Source organism: Variovorax sp. 05T418 (genome assembly GCF_056396385.1).
Genome location: NZ_JBFTLJ010000021.1, coordinates 47,582 through 65,364, shown reverse-complemented (window position 1 = coordinate 65,364; position 17,783 = coordinate 47,582). Strand labels below are relative to the sequence as shown.

At 68.6% G+C, this 17,783-nt stretch carries 16 protein-coding genes; 6 read left to right on the top strand and 10 right to left on the bottom strand.

The features are described 5' to 3' along the window. Nucleotides 1–15 precede the first annotated feature (15 nt). The 5 genes from AC1DMS_RS28865 to AC1DMS_RS28845 all read left to right on the top strand — a co-directional run bounded on the left by AC1DMS_RS28865 (nucleotide 16) and on the right by AC1DMS_RS28845 (nucleotide 5,606). Nucleotides 16–933: a LysR family transcriptional regulator gene (locus AC1DMS_RS28865; RefSeq protein WP_478182039.1), complete on the top strand. Its 918-nt coding sequence runs from the start codon at nucleotides 16–18 to the stop codon at nucleotides 931–933. Nucleotides 934–990: 57 nt separating this feature from the next. Continuing rightward, nucleotides 991–2,034 (top strand): ABC transporter substrate-binding protein, encoded by a 1,044-nt coding sequence (locus tag AC1DMS_RS28860; RefSeq protein WP_478182038.1) that lies wholly within the window; start codon nucleotides 991–993, stop codon nucleotides 2,032–2,034. 110 nt (nucleotides 2,035–2,144) lie between these two features. Beyond that, nucleotides 2,145–4,181 (top strand): molecular chaperone HtpG, encoded by a 2,037-nt coding sequence (gene htpG / locus AC1DMS_RS28855; RefSeq protein WP_478182037.1) that lies wholly within the window; start codon nucleotides 2,145–2,147, stop codon nucleotides 4,179–4,181. After that, nucleotides 4,178–4,663 carry a hypothetical protein gene (locus AC1DMS_RS28850; RefSeq protein ID WP_478182036.1) on the top strand — a complete coding sequence of 162 codons (486 nt, stop codon included), beginning with the start codon at nucleotides 4,178–4,180 and terminating at the stop codon, nucleotides 4,661–4,663. The genes htpG and AC1DMS_RS28850 overlap by 4 nt, the downstream gene beginning before the upstream one ends. Before the next feature lie 37 nt (nucleotides 4,664–4,700). Continuing rightward, nucleotides 4,701–5,606 (top strand): LysR family transcriptional regulator, encoded by a 906-nt coding sequence (locus AC1DMS_RS28845; protein ID WP_436037319.1) that lies wholly within the window; start codon nucleotides 4,701–4,703, stop codon nucleotides 5,604–5,606. Here the strand turns inward: AC1DMS_RS28845 and AC1DMS_RS28840 are convergent. The 3 genes from AC1DMS_RS28840 to AC1DMS_RS28830 form a co-directional block, all read right to left on the bottom strand. Beyond that, on the bottom strand, nucleotides 5,601–6,752 hold the full coding sequence (locus AC1DMS_RS28840; RefSeq protein WP_478182035.1) for a CaiB/BaiF CoA transferase family protein: 1,152 nt from the start codon (nucleotides 6,750–6,752) through the stop codon (nucleotides 5,601–5,603). The two genes, AC1DMS_RS28845 and AC1DMS_RS28840, sit on opposite strands and share 6 nt — an antisense overlap. Nucleotides 6,753–7,067: 315 nt before the next feature. Then, complete coding sequence (locus AC1DMS_RS28835; protein WP_478182034.1) at nucleotides 7,068–8,054, bottom strand: Bug family tripartite tricarboxylate transporter substrate binding protein; 987 nt, start codon at nucleotides 8,052–8,054, stop codon at nucleotides 7,068–7,070. Between the two features lie 34 nt (nucleotides 8,055–8,088). Then, a complete protein-coding gene (locus tag AC1DMS_RS28830) occupies nucleotides 8,089–9,801 on the bottom strand; it encodes an acyl-CoA dehydrogenase family protein (RefSeq protein WP_478182033.1) in 1,713 nt (570 codons plus the stop codon). Nucleotides 9,802–9,892: 91 nt separating this feature from the next. Here AC1DMS_RS28830 and AC1DMS_RS28825 point away from each other — a divergent pair, with 91 nt between their 5' ends. Continuing rightward, on the top strand, nucleotides 9,893–10,864 hold the full coding sequence (locus AC1DMS_RS28825) for a LysR family transcriptional regulator (protein WP_307597294.1): 972 nt from the start codon (nucleotides 9,893–9,895) through the stop codon (nucleotides 10,862–10,864). A gap of 5 nt (nucleotides 10,865–10,869) precedes the next feature. Here the strand turns inward: AC1DMS_RS28825 and AC1DMS_RS28820 are convergent, their stop codons facing one another. The 7 genes from AC1DMS_RS28820 to AC1DMS_RS28790 form a co-directional block, all read right to left on the bottom strand. After that, nucleotides 10,870–11,904, bottom strand: coding sequence for a serine/threonine protein kinase (locus AC1DMS_RS28820; protein ID WP_478182032.1), 1,035 nt, complete (start codon nucleotides 11,902–11,904; stop codon nucleotides 10,870–10,872). Nucleotides 11,905–11,937: 33 nt separating this feature from the next. Further along, nucleotides 11,938–13,056 carry a DUF2855 family protein gene (locus AC1DMS_RS28815; RefSeq protein WP_478182031.1) on the bottom strand — a complete coding sequence of 373 codons (1,119 nt, stop codon included), beginning with the start codon at nucleotides 13,054–13,056 and terminating at the stop codon, nucleotides 11,938–11,940. 202 nt (nucleotides 13,057–13,258) lie between these two features. Beyond that, complete coding sequence (locus tag AC1DMS_RS28810) at nucleotides 13,259–13,684, bottom strand: organic hydroperoxide resistance protein (RefSeq protein ID WP_015867717.1); 426 nt, start codon at nucleotides 13,682–13,684, stop codon at nucleotides 13,259–13,261. Between the two features lie 89 nt (nucleotides 13,685–13,773). Beyond that, nucleotides 13,774–14,232 carry a MarR family winged helix-turn-helix transcriptional regulator gene (locus AC1DMS_RS28805; protein ID WP_062364206.1) on the bottom strand — a complete coding sequence of 153 codons (459 nt, stop codon included), beginning with the start codon at nucleotides 14,230–14,232 and terminating at the stop codon, nucleotides 13,774–13,776. A 662-nt stretch (nucleotides 14,233–14,894) separates the two neighbouring features. Further along, the gene (locus tag AC1DMS_RS28800) at nucleotides 14,895–15,737 is read right to left on the bottom strand and encodes an ABC transporter permease (protein ID WP_062364207.1); all 843 of its coding nucleotides are present in this window, start codon (nucleotides 15,735–15,737) and stop codon (nucleotides 14,895–14,897) included. A gap of 12 nt (nucleotides 15,738–15,749) precedes the next feature. Beyond that, the gene (locus AC1DMS_RS28795) at nucleotides 15,750–16,733 is read right to left on the bottom strand and encodes an ATP-binding cassette domain-containing protein (protein WP_018905112.1); all 984 of its coding nucleotides are present in this window, start codon (nucleotides 16,731–16,733) and stop codon (nucleotides 15,750–15,752) included. 56 nt (nucleotides 16,734–16,789) lie between these two features. After that, a complete protein-coding gene (locus AC1DMS_RS28790) occupies nucleotides 16,790–17,680 on the bottom strand; it encodes a LysR family transcriptional regulator (protein WP_018905111.1) in 891 nt (296 codons plus the stop codon). Between the last annotated feature and the right edge of the window lie 103 nt (nucleotides 17,681–17,783).

Genomic DNA, 17,783 nt, shown 5'->3' with positions numbered 1-17,783 from the left:
GCCTGAAAGTATCCAATGAGTCCACGCCTGCAAGGCATCGAAGAGTTCGTGGCCGCGGTGGAGGCCGGCAGCTTTGCGCGCGCAGCCGAGCGGCTGCACGTCACGCGCTCGGCGGTGGCCAAGAGCATCGGGCGGCTCGAAGCGCGGCTGGGCACGCGGCTCTTCCTGCGCACCACGCGCAGCCAGAGCCTCACCGAAGAAGGCCACGGCTACTACGAGCGCTGCCGGCGCGTGCTGGCCGAGCTCGACGCCGCCGAGGCCATGGCCGATGCCGCGCGCAGCACCGCGGCCGGGCTGGTGCGCCTGAGCATGCCGGCCATGCTGGGGCGGCTGAAGGTCGGGCCGCTGCTGCTCGCGCTGGCGCGCCGGCATCCGGGGCTGTCGCTGGAGCTTTCCTTCAACGACCGGCGCGTGGACCTCGTCGAAGACGGTCTGGACCTGGCCATCCGCAGCGGCGAGCTGGCCGACAGCGCCGAGCTGGTGGCGCGGCCGGTCGGCGTGCAATGGATGGCGCTGTGCGCCGCGCCCGCCTACCTGGCCGAGCGCGGACGCCCGGGCAGCGTGGCCGAGCTGGGCGCATCGCCGTCGCACGAGGCGGTGCTCTATGCGCGCGACGGGCAGGTCTCGCCCTGGCGCTTCCACGACGCCGATGGCCGGCCGGTCGAAGTGGTGCTGCCCTCGCGGCTGCGCTGCGACAGCGCCGAGGTGCTGCTCGAAGCCGCCATCGGCGGCATGGGGCTGGCGCGCCTGCCGGCCTGGCTCGCGGCCGATGCGCTGGCGGCCGGCACGCTGGTGCGCGTGCTCGAGGAGCCGCGGCCCTTCGGCTTCGCGCTCAACGTGATCCGCTCGCGCAGCCGCTACCTGCCGCACAAGACGCGCGTGGTGGTCGACTGGCTGGCCGAGCACCTGCCGCCGCTGCTGGCGGCCCGCTGAGCGGCTTTGCCCGCTATCCTCGGGTCGCCTTTCATCCACTCATCCACCGGAGAACGCATGCGCCCCTTTGTCCAGAGGAATGCCGCGGCCCTTGCCGCCTGCGCGGGCGCCATGGCCTTGCTTTTTGCTTCGGGCGCGGCGGCCGAGGGCACGGTGAATGCGCTGTGCAGCACCGACGCGGGCTGGTGCGAAGCCGCGGCCGCCGCCTTCACGCGCGAGACCGGCATCCGGGTGCAGCAGGCGCACAAGGGCACCGGCGAGATCGGCGCCCAACTGCGCGCCGAGGCCGCCAATCCCAAGACCGACATCTGGTGGGGCGGCACCGGCGACCCGTTCCTGCAGGCGGCCGAGCAAGGCCTGCTCGAAGCCTACCGGCCGGCCTACATCAACGACCTGCACGACTGGTCGGTGCGCCAGTACGCGATGTCGCAGAACATGGTGGGCGGCTTCTACACCAGCGCCATCGGCTTCGGCTTCAACACCGAGCTGCTCAGGCGCAAGAAGCTGCCCGAGCCCAAGTGCTGGGCCGACCTCGCCAAGCCCGAATACCGGGGCGAGATCGAGATATCGCATCCGGCCTCCAGCGGCACGGCCTACACCATCATCGCGGGCCTGGTGCAGCAGATGGGCGAGGACGCGGCCTTCGACTATCTGAAGAAGCTGCACCGCAACGTCACCAGCTACACCCGCAGCGGCCAGGCGCAGGCGCCCAACGTGGCCAAGGGCGAGGTGGCAGTGGGCGTGAGCTTCATCTTCGGCTTCGAGCGCTGGCGGTACGACAAATTCCCGGTCAAGACGGCCGCGCCTTGCGAGGGCACGAGCTACGAGGTGGGCGGCATCGCGCTGGTCAAGGGCGCACGCAACAAGGAGAATGCGAAGCGCTACTACGACTGGCTCATGAGCCCGGCCGGCCAGGCGATCGGCGGGCAGGTCGGCAGCCTGCAGTCGCCCGCCAACAAGACCTTCAAGCCCGATCCGCGCATTCCGCCCATGAGCGAGGTCAAGCTCATCAAGTACGACTTCGAGAAATACGGCAGGGCCGCCGAGCGCAAGCGGCTGATCGACCGCTGGACCCGCGAGGTGGAATCGCAGGCCCGGTAGGCCTATTGTTTTTCGGGGCGAAAGCCCCAACTCGCAGAGTTGGCGAGTCGGGCGTGCGGTCTAGGCCGCCCGGCTTAGAATTTTTTGGCTTCGATATTTCTTCTCTTCCCATGGCTGATTCTTCCAATACGAAACTCCCGTTCCAGGCTGAAGTCGCGCAGCTGCTGCACCTTGTCACGCATGCGCTCTACTCGAACAAGGAAATCTTCCTGCGCGAGCTGATCTCGAACGCATCGGACGCCTGCGACAAGCTGCGCTTCGAGGCGCTCGACCACCCCGAGCTGTATGAAGACCAGACCGAGCTGGACGTGCGCCTTTCCTTCGACAAGGCCGCGCGCACCATCACCATCACCGACAAGGGCATCGGCCTGTCGCGCCAGGAGGCCATCGAGAACCTCGGCACCATTGCCAAAAGTGGTACCAAGGACTTCGTGAGCAAGCTCAGCGGCGACCAGAAGGCCGACGCCCAGCTGATCGGCCAGTTTGGCGTGGGCTTCTATTCGGGCTTCATCGTGGCCGACAAGATCACGGTCGAATCGCGCCGCGCGGGCCTGCCGCCCGAGCAGGGCGTGCGCTGGACGAGCGGCGGCGCGGGCGACTTCGAGGTGGCCGACATCACGCGCCCCGAGCGCGGCACCCGCATCACGCTGCACCTGCGCGACGACGCCGACGAATACCTCAACGCCTGGAAGCTCAAGCAGATCGTCGGCAAATATTCCGACCACATCTCGCTGCCCATCCTCATGGAAAAGGAGGAGTGGAAGGAAGGCGAGAACGACCAGCCCGGCGACATGGTCAAGACCGGCGAATGGGAAACGGTCAACAAGGCCAGCGCGCTCTGGAGCCGCCCCAAGAAGGACATCACGCCCGAGCAGTACGAAGAGTTCTACAAGACCATCAGCCACGACTACGAGGCGCCGCTCGCCTGGAGCCACAACCGCGTGGAAGGCAGCACCGAGTACACGCAGCTGCTCTACATCCCTTCGAAGGCGCCGTTCGACCTGTGGAACCGCGACAAGAGCGCGGGCGTCAAGCTCTACGTGAAGCGCGTCTTCATCATGGATGACGCCGAGGCGCTGCTGCCCAGCTACCTGCGCTTCGTGAAGGGCGTGATCGATTCGTCCGACCTGCCGCTCAATGTGAGCCGCGAGCTGCTGCAGGAAAGCCGCGACGTGAAGGCCATCCGCGAAGGCAGCACCAAGCGCGTGCTCGGCATGCTCGAGGACCTGGCCAGGAAGCAGAAGACCGGGCCGGAAAGCGGCGAGGGCAAGATCGACGTGGGTTCGGGCGAATCGGTGCCGGCCCCCGAGCCGACCGAGGCCGTGACCGACGTGGTCGACAAGAATGCGCCAACGGCCGCCGAAGCCGCCGCGGCCGCCGCCGACGAATCGGGCAAGTACGCCAAGTTCTATGCCGAGTTCGGCGCCGTGCTCAAGGAAGGCCTGGGCGAGGACTTCGGCAACCGCGACCGCATCGCCAAGCTGCTGCGCTTCGCCTCCACCACGAGCGACACCGTGAGCGTGAGCTTTGCCGACTACAAGGCGCGCATGAAGGAAGGCCAGGACGCGATCTACTACATCACGGCCGACACGCTCGCCGCCGCCAGGAACAGTCCGCAGCTCGAGGTCTTCAAGAAGAAGGGCATCGAGGTGTTGCTGATGACCGACCGCGTCGACGAGTGGGCGCTCAACTACCTCACCGAGTTCGACGGCACGCCGCTGCAGAGCGTGGCCAAGGGCGCGGTCGATCTGGGCAAGCTGCAGGACGAGGCCGAGAAAAAAGCCGCCGAGGAAGCCGCCGAATCCTTCAAGCCGCTGCTCGAGAAGCTCAAGGAAGCGCTCAAGGACAAGGCCGAGGACGTGCGCGTGACCACGCGCCTGGTCGATTCGCCGGCCTGCCTGGTGGTGCAGGACGGCGGCATGAGCACGCAGCTCGCGCGCATGCTCAAGCAGGCCGGCCAGCCCGCGCCCGACCTCAAGCCCGTGCTCGAAGTGAACGCCGAGCACGCGCTCGTGAAGAAGCTCGACGGCTCCGAGCATTTCGACGATCTTGCGAACATTCTTTTCGACCAGGCGCTGCTGGCCGAAGGCGGCCTGCCGGCCGATCCCGCGGCCTACGTGAGGCGCGTCAACGCGCTGCTGGTGTGAAGGCCCGGCCGCGCACCGCCCGTGCAGCAGCCGCCCTTGCGGCGGCGCTGCTGCTGGCCATGGTGAGCGGCTGTTCGCACTATCACGTCGGCATTCCGCTGGTGCCCGGGCTCTCGCTCGGCCTGGGCGCCACCAAGGACGGCAATTTCTCCGTCGGCCTGAACACCGGCTGGGGCCCGCTCGGCGCGGGCGTGGCGGTCAACAACACCGGCGTGGTGGCCGGCACGGCTGGCGTGGGAGTGGGCGTTGGCGTCGGGCCGGTCGGCACCGGCGTGGGCGTGGGCAAGAGCGTGGTGCTGCACGATCCCAATGCGGGCAAGGCCGGGTACGCACCGGCGGGCGGCGCCGCGCCGGTCACGACGGCGGCTGCAGTCTCCGCGCCGCAGCCTTCCGCGGTGCGCGTCTCCTACCGCCCGCCCGCGAATGCCGCCGACGCTGCGGCCGGCAGCCCCGGCACGCCGGGCAATCCCGTCGCGCCCTGACCGCCGCAGCCCGCGGCGCTGTGCTGGAGACCGCTCCTTGGAACTCAAGCAATGGCGATGCTTCGTCACGCTGGCCGAGATCGGCAACATCCGGCGCGCCGCCTCGCTGCTCGCCATCTCGCAGCCCGCGCTCAGCGTGCGGGTGCAGCGGCTCGAGGAGGCCCTGGGCTTTGCGCTGTTCGACCGGCAGGCGCGCGGCGTCCGGCTGACGGAGCAGGGCGCGCGCCTGCTGCCGCACGCCCGGCGGCTGCTGTCGCGCGCCTCCGAAACCGATGAGGCCGCGCGCGCCATCGGGCGCGGCGCCTTCGACCGGCTGGAGATCGGCGTCACGCCCATCGCAGCGCTGTCCTTCTTTCCCGATGCGATGCGTGCCTTTTCGGCCGCGCATCCGGGCGTGGTGCTGGCGCTCACCGAGGGCCTGTCGGACGAACTCGAGGAAGCCGTGGCGCACCGCAGGCTCGACCTTGCGGTGGTGCATCCGCCGTCCTCGCGCGACGACCTCGTGGTGCGAGAGGTGGCCCGCGACCGCTTCATGGCCGTGATGCCCGCCGCACATCCGCTCGCGGGCGCCGGGCGCATCGCGGCGGCGGACCTGCGCCAGCAGACGCTGGTCGGGGTGCGGCGCGACATCGGGCCGGTGGTGTTCGACCGCATCGCCGCCTACCTTGCGCGCGCCGGCATCACCACGCAGGTCAACCAGTGCGCAAGCTCGTCGATCTCGCTCGTGGGGCTGGTGGCGGCCGGTGCGGGCATCGGGCTGGTGGTGGAATCGCTCGCCTGCATTGCGCGGCCCGACATCCGTTTTGTTGCGCTCGCCGACGATCCGCCGAGCCTGGGCTATGCGATGTGCCACCGGCCTGACCTGCCGGCGGAGCTGCAGGGCGCGTTCATGCAGGCCTTCCATGCGCCCAAGGCGGGCGCCGGCGCGCGGCCCGGGCTATGAGCCGCTGGCGCCAGTGCCGGCCGCGGCATCGGGCAGGAAGCGCTCGCCCGGCGTGAGCGGCGCGTGCCGGTAGCTCGCCGGCGTGCGGCTGAGCTTCACCGGCGCGCCGATGCCGCGGTAGCCGCCTTCCATTTCCACCACCATCTGGCGATGCGCGGTGTGCGGATGCTCGAGCGCCGCATCCACCGGCAGCACCGGTGCGGCCGGCACGCCCGCGGCCATCAGCTGCTCGACCAGCGCACGGCCGTCGAACGCCGCCATGGCCGCTTCCAGTTGCTGCTTGAGCCCCGCACGGTGCACCGAACGCGCGCCGGCCGTGCGGTAGAGCGGATCGTCGGCCAGCGCGGGCAGGCCGATGCAGCGGCACAGGCTCGCGAACTGGCGGTCGTTGCCCACCGCCACGAACACCGGGTCGGTGCCGGTGGCCAGCGCGTCGTAGGGATAGATGTTGGGATGCGCGTTGCCGGTGCGGCGCGGCTCGGTGCCATCCATGAACCAGTTGGCCGCATGCGGATGCAGCAGCGAGAGCCCGCTGTCGTACAGCGCGGCTTCCACGAACTGCCCGCGGCCGCTGCGGTTGCGCTCCTGCAGCGCGAGCAGCACGCCGATCACCGCATTGAGCCCGGTCACCATGTCGACCACCGGCAGGCCCACGCGCAGCGGGCCGCCGTCGGCTTCGCCGTTGATGCTCATGATGCCGGTCATGGCCTGCACGGCGGCGTCGTAGCCGGGCAGCGCGCCCAGCGGACCATCGGCGCCGAAGCCCGAGACGCGGCACCAGACGAGGCGCGGAAAGCGCGCGGAAAGCGCCTCGTAGCCGATGCCCCAGCGCTCCATGGTGCCGGTCTTGAAATTCTCGATCAGCACGTCGGCCTCGGTCACGAGCGCGAGCAGCGCCTCGCGGCCTTCGTCCGTGGAAAAGTCGAGGTGCTGCACGCGCTTGTTGCGGTTCAGGCCGTGGTAGTACGAAGCCACGCCGTCCTTGAAGGGCGGGCCCCAGGTGCGCGTGTCGTCGCCCTGCGGCGGCTCGACCTTGAGCACGTCGGCACCGTGGTCGCCAAGGATCTGGCCGCAGTAGGGGCCGCCGAGGATGCGCGAGATGTCGAGGACGCGGATGCCTGCGAGGGCGCCTTGGGGGTTTGTCATTTCGGTGTTCCGTGTTTTTGTGTGTTGGGTTTTTTTATTCAGGGCGTGCGCACAGATCACCGGGTACTCCCCTCCGCGAATGTCCCCCGGCCTGCGGCCTCCTCCTTGATTTCGCTGCGGGGAGCACCCGATGCTCTGTGCGCCGGGGCACGCCGCCGGTGCATCGCCGATCAACCACCGCGCTGAAAAACGATCACGCCGATGGGGTGCCTTGCGCAGCGAAATCAAGGAGGAGCCCGAAGGCCGGAGGACATTCGCGGAGCAAGGTACCCCGTCGGCGGGAGCGCGCCCTGAACAAAGGCAACAAGGTGCAAATCAATCCAGCTGCGCCCCCGACTTCTTCACCACGTCCTTCCACTTGGCCGACTCGCTCACGATGAACTGCCCGAGCTTCTGCGGCGAGGTGTCCGCCGAGGCTTCCAGGCCCTGCGCCGCGAACATCTGCTTCACCTTGGGCGAGTTCAGCACCTCGGCGAAGGCCTGGTTGAGCCTGGCCACGCGGTCCGCGGGCGTGCCGGCCGGCGCGACGATGCCGAAGAACACGCTCACGTCGTAGCCCTTGTAGCCCTGCTCGGCAATCGTCGGCACCTCGGGCAGCGCCTGCGAGCGCGCGAGCGTCGCCACGCCCAGCGCGCGCAGCTTGCCGGCCTTCACATAAGGCAGCGCGGTGAGGATGTCGGTGAAGGTCATGCTCACCTGGTTGCCGAGCAGGTCGTTGAGCGCGGGGCCGGTGCCCTTGTAGGGGATGTGCTGCAGGTCGGTGCCGGCCACCGAGTTGAACAGCACGCCCGCCAGGTGCGACGACGCGCCGTTGCCCGACGAGGCATAGCTGAGCTTGCCGGGGTTGGCCTTGGCGTAGGCGACGAGTTCCTTCACGTCCTTCACCGGCAGCGCGGGGTTCACCACCAGGATGTTCGGCAGGTAGCCGACCTGGATCACCGGCGCGAAGCTCTTGACCGGGTCGTAGCTGATCTTGCGGTAGAGGCTTGCGTTGATGGCGAGCGGGCCCGAGGTGCCGAACAGCAGCGTGTGGCCGTCGGCCTCGGCGCGCGCCACGTAGTCGGCGCCGATGTTGCCGCCCGCGCCCGCGCGATTCTCTACGATCATCGGCTGGCCGAGGCGGTCCTTCATCTCGGCGGCCAGCGTGCGGGCCATGGCGTCGGTCGGGCCGCCGGGCGGGAAGGGCACGACCAGCACCAGGGGCTTGGAGGGGAAAGGCCCCTGGGCCTGTGCGGCGGGAGCGGCGCCCAGCAGCGCGGCGCAGGCGGCCAGGGCCGCGAAGAAGAGGGTGAGGTGTCGCAAGATGATGTCTCCGTTTTTTCTCTGTCGTCGTGAATCAGGCCGTGGCCTTGGCAGTGCGCGTGGTGTTGGCGCTGTTCCAGTCCGCGGGCATCGCGTCGGGCGCGAGCGGGTCGCGCGGCAGCACGCGGTGCAGCAGCACCAGCTGGGCCCAGCGCAGGCGCGGGGCCGAACCGCTGCGCGCGGCCTCCCAGGCCATCGCGATGCTGCTCGTGCAGTGGTAGAGCGCCGAGGCGGCCTGGCGCGCCAGCACGTCGCCGCCTTCGCGCGCGGCCGTCTCGGCCAGCGCGGCGGCGCGCGCCAGTGCATCGCGCAGCGCCTTGGCAAAGGCCGGCGGCAGCGCCGCATCGGCCAGCAGCTGCTCGCAGTGCGCGCGCAGCATCGGCAGCGAGCCCTCGCGCTTCACGGCGCGGATCACGTCCAGCGCCACGATGTTGCTCGTGCCTTCCCAGATCGAGCCCAGGTGCGCATCGCGCACGAGCCGCGGGTCGCTCCATTCCTCGATGTAGCCGCAGCCGCCGCGCACTTCCATCGCGTCGCCCGTGACCTTGCGCGCATCGCGGCAGGCGCGGAACTTGATGAGCGGCGTGAGGATGCGCAGCAGCGCGTAGGCATCAGGCTCCCCGGCGTCGGAGCGCGCGAGCGCCAGTGCGGTCTGGCACACCATGGTGCGCGCCTGCTCGGCCGGCAGGCGCAGCTTGTCGAGCTGGCGCTGCATCAGCGGCATCTGCTCGAGCGTGCGGCCGAAGGCGCGGCGCTCGGCGGCGATGTATTCGGCCTCGGCCACCGCGCGGCGCATGAGGCCCGCGGCACGCACGCCGTTCGACAGGCGCGAGTTGTTGACCATGTCGGCCATCTGCACGAAGCCGCGGCCTTCCTCGCCCACCAGGTGCGCGACGGCGCCTTCGAGCCGGATCTCTCCGCTGGCCATCGAGCGCGTGCCCAGCTTGTCCTTGAGGCGAATGATGCGGTAGTGGTTGAGGCTGCCGTCTTCGAGCCGGCGCGGCAGCAGGAACAGCGACACGCCCTTCATGCCGGCCGGGCCGTTGTCGGCGCGTGCGAGCACCATCGCAAAGTCGGCATCGGGGTTGGAGCAGAACCACTTGTCGCCGCTGAGGCGCCAGCTGCCATCCGTCTCTTGCCGCGCCATCGTCGCGGTGGCCGCGATGTCGGAGCCCGCGGCCTGCTCGGTCATGAACATCGCGCCCTGCGCAAGCTCGTCGAAATCGAGCGAGGTCAGGCGCGGCAGGAAGCGCGCGACCAGCTCGGGGCCCCCGAACTTCCTGAGCGTGCGCGTGAGCGAGTCGGTCATCGAGACCGGGCAGCACAGGCCGAACTCCGCCTGCACGAAGAGATAGGTCAGCACGTACTTGACCAGCGGCGGCATCCTGCCCTTCCAGCCCAGCGTCTCATCGCGGTGCGACATCGCGGCCAGGCCGAATTCGCTGAGCGCGAGGCGTTCCATCTCGACGTAGGCCGGGTGCTTGACGATCTTCTGCTCGTCCAGGCCGGTGCGCGTGCGCTGCTCCAGCGTGGGCGGGTTGCGGTCGGCGGTGCCGGCCAAGTCGTCGAGCAGGCCGCCCGCGAGGCCGCCCAGCCGCTCGAAGTGCGGCTGCATGTGGGCCAGCAGGTCGGCGGGCAGGTAGAGCGCGAGCAGCTTGTGCAGCTCGGTGTCGGTGCTGAACAGGTTCTGGCCGTGGCGGTCGGGAATCGGGTGCGCGTGCGCGGCGGTGGCGTCGTTCTGGGCCATGCGTTTTGTCTCCTGGTTCGCCGCATTGTTGGTTTCCAGGCGATCCGTGTCTAATATCGAATAGGTCTTGTTCGATTCGATTTGCCTATTCATGGAACTGCGACACCTGCGCTACTTTTCCGTGCTGGCCGAGGAGCTGCACTTCGGGCGCGCCGCGCGGCGCCTGTCGATCTCGCAGCCGCCGCTGTCGGTGGCGATCCGCCAACTCGAGGAGTCGGTGGGCGCGCGGCTGTTCGAGCGCAACAGCAAGGAGGTGCGCCTCACGCATGCGGGCGAGGCGCTGCGCATTTCGGCGCGGCGGCTGCTGCTGCAGGCGGAAGAGGCGGCGCTCGAGGCGCGCGACGTGGCCGCGGGCTCGGCCGGGCGGCTGCGCATCGGCTTCGTCGGTGCGATGCTCTACCGCGGTCTGCCGCAGGCGCTGCGCGCGTTCCAGGCCCGGCACCCGGCGGTGCGCATCACGCTCGCCGAACTCAATTCAGGCGTGCAGATCGCCGAGCTGCTGCACGACCGGCTCGACCTGGGCTTCGTCCACACCAGCCGCATGCCGCCCGAGCTGCAGCACCGGCTGCTGCTGTCCGAGCCTTTCGTGTGCTGCCTGCCCTCGGGCCACGCGCTCGCGCGCAAGCGCGTGCTGGCGCCGGCCGACCTGCGCAACCAGCCCTTCGTGCTGTTCTCGCGCGAGGCCTCGCCCGACTACCACGAGCGCATCCTGTCGATCTGCGCCGACGCCGGCTTCCTGCCCGAGGTGCGGCACGAGGTGCGCCACTGGCTCGCGGTGGTCTCGCTGGTGTCGCAGGGCATGGGCGTGGCACTGGTGCCGCAGGCCATGCGGCATTCGGCCCTGCGCGGCGCGGTGTTCCGGCCGCTCGACCGCGCGGTGGCGCAATCGGAGGCGCATGGCGTGTGGCGCAGCGGGCCGCCGAACGTGCTGGCCGAACGGCTGCTGCAGGGCGTGGCCAACGTGCAACCGGCCGCCGCCGGGCCGCCCCAAGGCGACCGGGCCTCCCCCTCGGGGGGTGGAGAATTACACGCAGCGAAGCGAAGTGAAAAGCCGGGGGGCTGACATTTCTAGGCGTAGAGCGGCTCTTCGGCCATCTGCTCGCACTGCTCCTGCAGCACGAGGATCTGGCCCTTCCAGTAGTCGCTGGAGCCGAACCACGGGAAGTTGATCGGGAAGATCGGGTCTTCCCAGCGGCGCGCGAGCCAGGCGCTGTAATGGATGAGCCGTAGGGTGCGCAGCGGCTCGATCAGCGCGAGCTCGCGGCGGTCGAATTCGCGGAACTGCTCGTAGCCGTCGAGCAGCCCCGAGAGCTGCGCGGCGCGCTGCGCGCGCTCGCCCGACAGCAGCATCCACAAGTCCTGCACCGCGAAGCCGGTGCGCGCATCGTCCAGGTCGACGAAGTGCGGCCCGCCGCCGGGGCGGTCAGTGGGGGTCCAAAGGATGTTGCCGGGATGCACGTCGCCGTGCAGGCGCAGCTTGCGCGGCTTGAAATCGGAGGCCGGGGCGCTCACCGCCAGTGCCGTGGCGGCAATCATGTCCAGTGCTTCGTTGCAGGCCTTTTCCCAGTCGCGCTGCACGTCGAGCGGCACCTTGTCGTTGGCCAGCAGCCAGTCGCGCGAGGCGATGCCGAAGGTCTGCAGGTCGAGCGCGGGCCGGGCCTCGAAGGGCCGTGCGCTGCCCACCGTGTGGATGCGCGCGAGAAAGCGGCCGACCCACTCGAGCACTTCGAAATCGTCGAGCTCCGGCGCGCGGCCGCCGCGGTAGGGGCTCACGCTGAAGGCGAAGCCGCCGTGGCGGTGCAGCGTGCTGCCGTCGAAGGCCAGCGGTGCCACGGCGGGCACTTCGGCCGCCGCCAGTTCGAGCGAGAAGCCGTGCTCTTCGAGGATCTCGGCTTCGCTCCAGCGCTCGGGGCGGTAGAACTTGACCACCACCGCACTGCGGTCTTCCAGGTAGACCTGGTAGACCCGGTTCTCGTACGAGTTCAGGCCCGTGAGCCGGCCATCGCCGTGCAGGCCGAGCGTTGCCAGGGCGTCCAGCACCACATCGGGCGTGAGGTTCTCGTAGGGATGGGTATTCGCGGGCGCAGCGGGGGAAAGGGTCATGCGGCGATTGTCGCTACCCCGGCGCCCGGAATGTCAGAGGCCGCCCGGTTGTTTGTAAAGCGAAAGGACATGGCCGATGCGCGGGTCGCCCTTGCCGGCCAGCACCTGCGCATAGGCGGCCTGCACCGCTTCGCCGCCGTGGTGGTGCTCGGCGCGCAGCCAGGGGTTCTTCGCGTCGGTCACGCTCGCCAGGAAGTGGTGCCAGGCGGCCACCATGCGCCGGCCGAATTCGTCGGCGCCCCATTCGGCGGTGCGCTTCTTGATCTGCGCCGGCGCAAAGAACAGCGTGGCGCGCGGACCGGCCAGGTCCTTGCCCGCGCCCTTGGCCGCGAGCTGCTCCACGTGCGTGCCGCCGATCGAGCAGCTGTACTTGAGGTTGGAAAAACGCGTGTGGATCGCGTTGCGCAGCCCGGCGTTGCCCGCAAAGTCCACATAGACGCAGGGCGTGGCGGCCGCGATGTCGTCGAGCGCGTCGTAGCTCAGCACGCGGTGGTAGCAGCCCAGGCTTTCGCAGAAGGCCACGTTGGCGGCGGAGGTCAGGCCGATCACCTCGACGCCTTCGCGCTGGTGCAGCTGGAAGGCGGTGCCGTAGGCCGTCTTGCTCGATGCGCTCGACAGCAGCATGGTGTTGGCGCCGAAGAAATCGTTGTCGGCCATGAAGTCGTCGATCAGCCACGAGGTGATGAACAGCGGGCGCAGCAGCGCCTGCACGTCCTCGGTGTCCGCGGTGTAGAGCGGATCGGCGTTGCAGCGGAAGTACTGGTTGTAGACCGCGGGCAGCTCGGCACGGTGCGCGGCGGCGTAGGTAAAACGCCCGGGCGAGAGGCGGTCGGGGCTCAGCACAGCGCCCGACGACATCGGCCAGTAGCCGTAGAGCCGCTCGCCCGCCGCCACGCCCGGGTGCAGCGACTGCACCACGCTGGCAAAGCCCCACACCGGGATGCTGCCCCAGCCTTCTTCCGTGGACGGAAAGAACTGCCAGTAGCTCATCGCATCGCCGAAGGCGGCGTAGGTGATGTTGTTGGAGGTGAGCGCAAAGCTGTCGATGCGCACGCGCACCTGGCCGTCGGCCAGCGGCTGGTCGGTGGCCGTGTGCAGTTGCGTGGTGGCGAGTTCGCCCTTGCGGACCAGGAAGCTGGTGGTGGTGCTCATGGTGTGGATCTCCATGGTGGTGGTGTGAGTTGCGCGGGATGGCGCGTGCTGCAGCCACATTAGCCAAGCTCGATGAAAGGCGCTATCGCGTTTCCCTGTTCCGCGTCACCCGCGGGACAACGCCGGCCATGAAAAAGAAAAAGCGCCCCGGCTTGTGGCCGGGACGCTCTTCTTTTTTTAACCCCTTGCGCAGGGGGCGGAATCAGGCGATCGAGAGTTCGACGTCGATGTTGCCGCGCGTGGCGTTCGAGTACGGGCAGACCTGGTGGGCCGCATCGACCAGCTTCTGCTTCTGCTCGGCGTCCAGGCCCGGCAGCGTGATGGCCAGCTTCACCGCAATGCCGTAGGCGGCGCCGCCGTTCGTCGGGCCAAGGGAAACGCTGGAGTCGATCGCCACGTCCTCGGGCACCTTCACGCCGATCTTCGGGCCGACGGCCTTCATCGCGCCGATGAAGCAGGCGGCATAGCCGACCGCGAACAGCTGCTCGGGGTTGGTGCCGGGCTTGCCCGAACCGGGCGAGCTGAGCTTGACGTCGATGGCGCCGTCGCTGGACTTGCCTGCGCCGTCGCGGCCGCCGATGGTGTGGGCTTCAGCGGTGTAGAGAACCTTGTCGAGCTTGGTGGTCATGGTGGTGATTCCTTGGGTTGGTGAGGGTGGTGAAAAAGAGCTTCTTTTTTGAATCGAAGCGGGGGAAACCTGTCTTGGGTGCGTGCGTGTCAGGCCGCTTTCCTGATGCGGTCGCGCAGCGTCTGGATCTGCTGGGTGAGCGAGATGAGTTCAGGCACCGAGCATTGCGCCGCGGCCATGAGGCAGCCGGGCACGCTGGCGGCGCGCGCCTTGAGCTTGCGGCCCGCGGCGGTGAGCGTGATGTGTACGCGGCGCTCGTCGGCCACGTCGCGCAGCCGTGTGACATAGCCGATGGCTTCGAGCCGCTTGAGCAGCGGCGTGAGCGTGCCGGAATCGAGCGAGAGGCGCTCGCCGAGCTCGGAGACCGTGGGGCCGTCTTGCTCCCACAGCGCGAGCATGACGAGGTATTGGGGATAGGTGAGCTGCAGCTTTTCCAGGACCGGCTTGTAGAGGCGGGTCATGGCCAAGGAGGCGGAATAGACGGCGAAGCAGAGCTGGTTGTCCAGCTTGAGCATTTCGTCTGAGGCTTGCTTGGTGCTGCTGCGCATGGCTGGAATTGTAGTTCGCAATTGAATTGCGTGCAATGTAATATTTTTGGATGCTGTTGTCGGGTTATTTTCCGGCCGGGTCTCGCCCCGGCGGGCGACCTACTTTTCTTTGCTTCGCCAAAGAAACGTAGGCAAAAGAAAGGCGACCCCACTGTCTGCGTCCCTTCGCTTCGCTACGGGCAACCTGCGGTGCTCGCGTTTCGCGGGGTCTCGCCCAAACTCGCTTCGCTAACAAGGGCGAGCCCTGATCCGCAAAACGCTGCGCTCCTCGGCGCATACAGAGGGGAGGGCAAACCACTCGGGCCTTTGCTTCGCTCGGCCACCAAGCCACCGCGGCGCGCAGCGCCGCGGTGGTTGGGATTGGATTGGGCCGTTGGTATTGGCTGTTGGTATTGGGGCCGAGCGAAGCGAAGGCTGCCCGTTCCCACCCCTTCTGTATGCGCCGAGGAGCGCAGATGGAGGCGGGATCAGGGCCGCAGCTGTCTGAGCGAAGCGAGTTCTGCGGACCCCCGCCGTAATCGAGCACCGCAGGTTGCCCGTAGCGAAGCGAAGGGACGCAGACAGTAGGGGTCGCCTTTCTTTGCTTACTTTCTTTGGCGAAGCGAAGCAAAGAAAGTGAGTCGCCCGCCGGGGCGAGACCCGGCCCCGGAACTCCAAAAAACCTACCCCCGAAACCTCTTCCGAGTCAAAGCCAACGCCACCCAAAAAGAAACAACCCCATAAACCACCAGCACCCCCGCATGCACCCACCACCCGCCAGGCCATTGATCCATGAACAGCGGCCGCACCAGCGCCACCGCATTGGTCAGCGGCAGCCACGCCGCCACGGCCCTCACGGCGGAAGGCAGCTGCTCCAGCGGAAAGAACACGCCGCTCAAGAACATCATCGGCGTCATGAACAGCGTGAAGTAATAAGTGAAGAAGTCGTACCCCTTCGCGAGCGCATTGAAGATCAGCGCAATCGACGAGAAGGTGATCCCCGCGCCGATCAGCACCATCCACGCGACGATCAGCTTGGGGCTGTGGCTGATGCCCAGCCCGAGCATCACGAACAGGATCGCGGTCACGGTGAAGATCGACTTGAACGCGGCCCACAGCATCTCGGCCAGCACGATGTCGTCCAGGCCGACCGGCGCGTTCATGATGCCGTCCCAAGTCTTCTGCACATGCATGCGCGAGAACGCCGAATACAGCGCCTCGAAGCTCGCGGCATTCATCGCGCTCATGCAGATCGAGCCGCTCGCGAGGAACAGGATGTAGGGCACGCGGGTTCCGTCGACCGACACCTCGCCGACCAGCGCGCCCATGCCGTAGCCGAAGGCCACGAGCCAGATCAGCGGCTCGGCGATGTTGCCGATGAGGCTGGGGATCGCGAGCTTGCGCCACACCAGCAGGTTGCGCAGGAACACGGGCCACCAGCGCAGCGAGAGCTCGGGCGCGCGCCACACGGAACGGGCCGGCGGCGATGGCGCGGCAGAAGAAGAACTTGCAGTCGTGGTATTCATGATCGTCGTGGCCTAGCCGTCCTCGCGGATCTGCCGGCCCGTGAGCTTGAGAAAAAGGTCTTCGAGGTTCGCGGGCCGATGAAAGGTGCGCAGACGGCCGTGCCGGCTGAGCGCGTCGAGCAGCCGGCGCGCATCCTGCGTGTAGAAGAACACGGTCTCGCCGCTCACTTCCACGCGCGCTGCCATCGCCTTCAGTTCGGGCGATTCGGCCAAGGACAGCGCGCCGTTGCCATACACCTCGACCACGTCGGGCTCCAGGTGCTCGGCGATCAGGTCGCGCGGGCGGCCCTCGGCGATCTTGCGGCCGTGGTCGAGCACCAGCAGGCGCGAGCACAGGCGCTCGGCCTCGTCCATGAAGTGCGTGGTCAGCAGGATCGACTTGCCCTGCTGCAGCAGCACCTGCAGGCGCTCCCACATCAGGTGGCGCGCCTGCGGGTCGAGCCCGGTGGTGGGCTCGTCGAGCAGCAGCAGCTTGGGGTCGTTCACCAGCGCGCGCGCCAGCGAGAGGCGCCGGCGCATACCGCCCGAGAGCTCGCCCGGCTTGGCATCGGCCTTGTGAGAGAGCGCCGCAAACTCCAGCAGCTGCGGCACGCGCTCGCGCACCTGCGCCTTGCTGAAGCCGAAGTAGCGGCCGTACACCACGAGGTTCTCGGCGCAGCTGAAGTCGGGGTCGAGCGTGTCGAACTGCGACACCACGCCGAGCTGCGCCTTGATGGCCAGCGCATCGCGCGGCATCTGCAGGCCCAACGCGCAGATGTCGCCGCCGTCGGGCGTGGTGAGGCCCAGGCACATGCGGATGGTGGTGGTCTTGCCGGCGCCGTTCGGGCCGATCACGCCCAGGCATTCGCCGGGCGCGATCTCGAACGACAGGTCGTCCACGACCGTGGTGCCGCCGTAGCGCTTGCAAAGGCGGCTGGCGTGGAAGAGCGGGGCGGAGGAAGAAGAAGAGGAGGGCACGCGGCCATTCTGACGCAGGCCCGCGAAGCCTGCCGCCATCGCTTCAACCGATGGACAAGCCGCGCGAGTTCGGAGCCACTGCTGCCGCCGCCGCCCTACATGCGCAGGCCGCTGAACTCGGTCTTCATCCAGTCGATGAAGGCGCGCGTGCGGGCCGGCAGCAGCCGCGCGTTCGGGTAGATCACGCTCACCGGCCGCGGCGGCGGCTCGAAGTCTTCCAGCACCAGCTTCAACCGGCCCTGCGCCACATGCGGCAGCACCTGGTAGGAGAAGAAGGTGCCGAAGCCCATGCCCGCGGCGCAGGCTTCGATGGCCGGCGCGAGGTGGTTGAACTCGAGGCGGCAGCTCGGCGTCACGCTCACGGTCCTGCCGCGTTCGTGGAACACCCACTGCGGCGGCGCGTCGACGCGGCCGCGCACGCAGGGCGCGCCATGGAGCTCGCGCGGATGGCGCGGCATGCCGTGGCGCGCGAGGTACTCGGGGCTCACCGCCACCACGCGCCGGATGGTGCCGAGCGTCTGCGCCACGAGCGACGAATCCGCGAGCGGGCTGATGCGGATGCCCACGTCGATGCCTTCCTCCAGCAGGTTCACCGTGCGGTCGTGCAGCAGCACGGTGCAGCGCACCTTGTCGTGGCGCTGCATGAAGCGCGTGATGGCGGGCGCCACGTACATGTGGCCGAACAGCACCGGCGCGGTGATGGTGAGCTGGCCCGCGGGCTCGCGCGCCTCGGCCTTGAGCGCGAGGTCGGCGGCGTCCGCGGCCAGCAGCACCTCGCGCGCGCTCGGCAGGTAATGGCGGCCCTCCTCGGTGAGCGAGAGGCGGCGCGTGGTGCGGTGGAACAGGCGCACGCCCAGGTGGGCCTCCAGCGCGGCGAGCGCGCGCACCACCGCGGGCAGCGAACTGCCGAGCGCCTCGGCGGCGCGGGTCAGGCTGCCCTGGTCGGCAATCTGCACGAAGGTCTGCATGGCCTTGAAACGATCCATGGCGCCATTAAACCGGAATAAACCGGATTAAGCCGATTTACGCAGCAGTCAAATGCAATAACGGCTATTCCTTCATTCAGCGCAAGAGAGAAGAATCCGGATC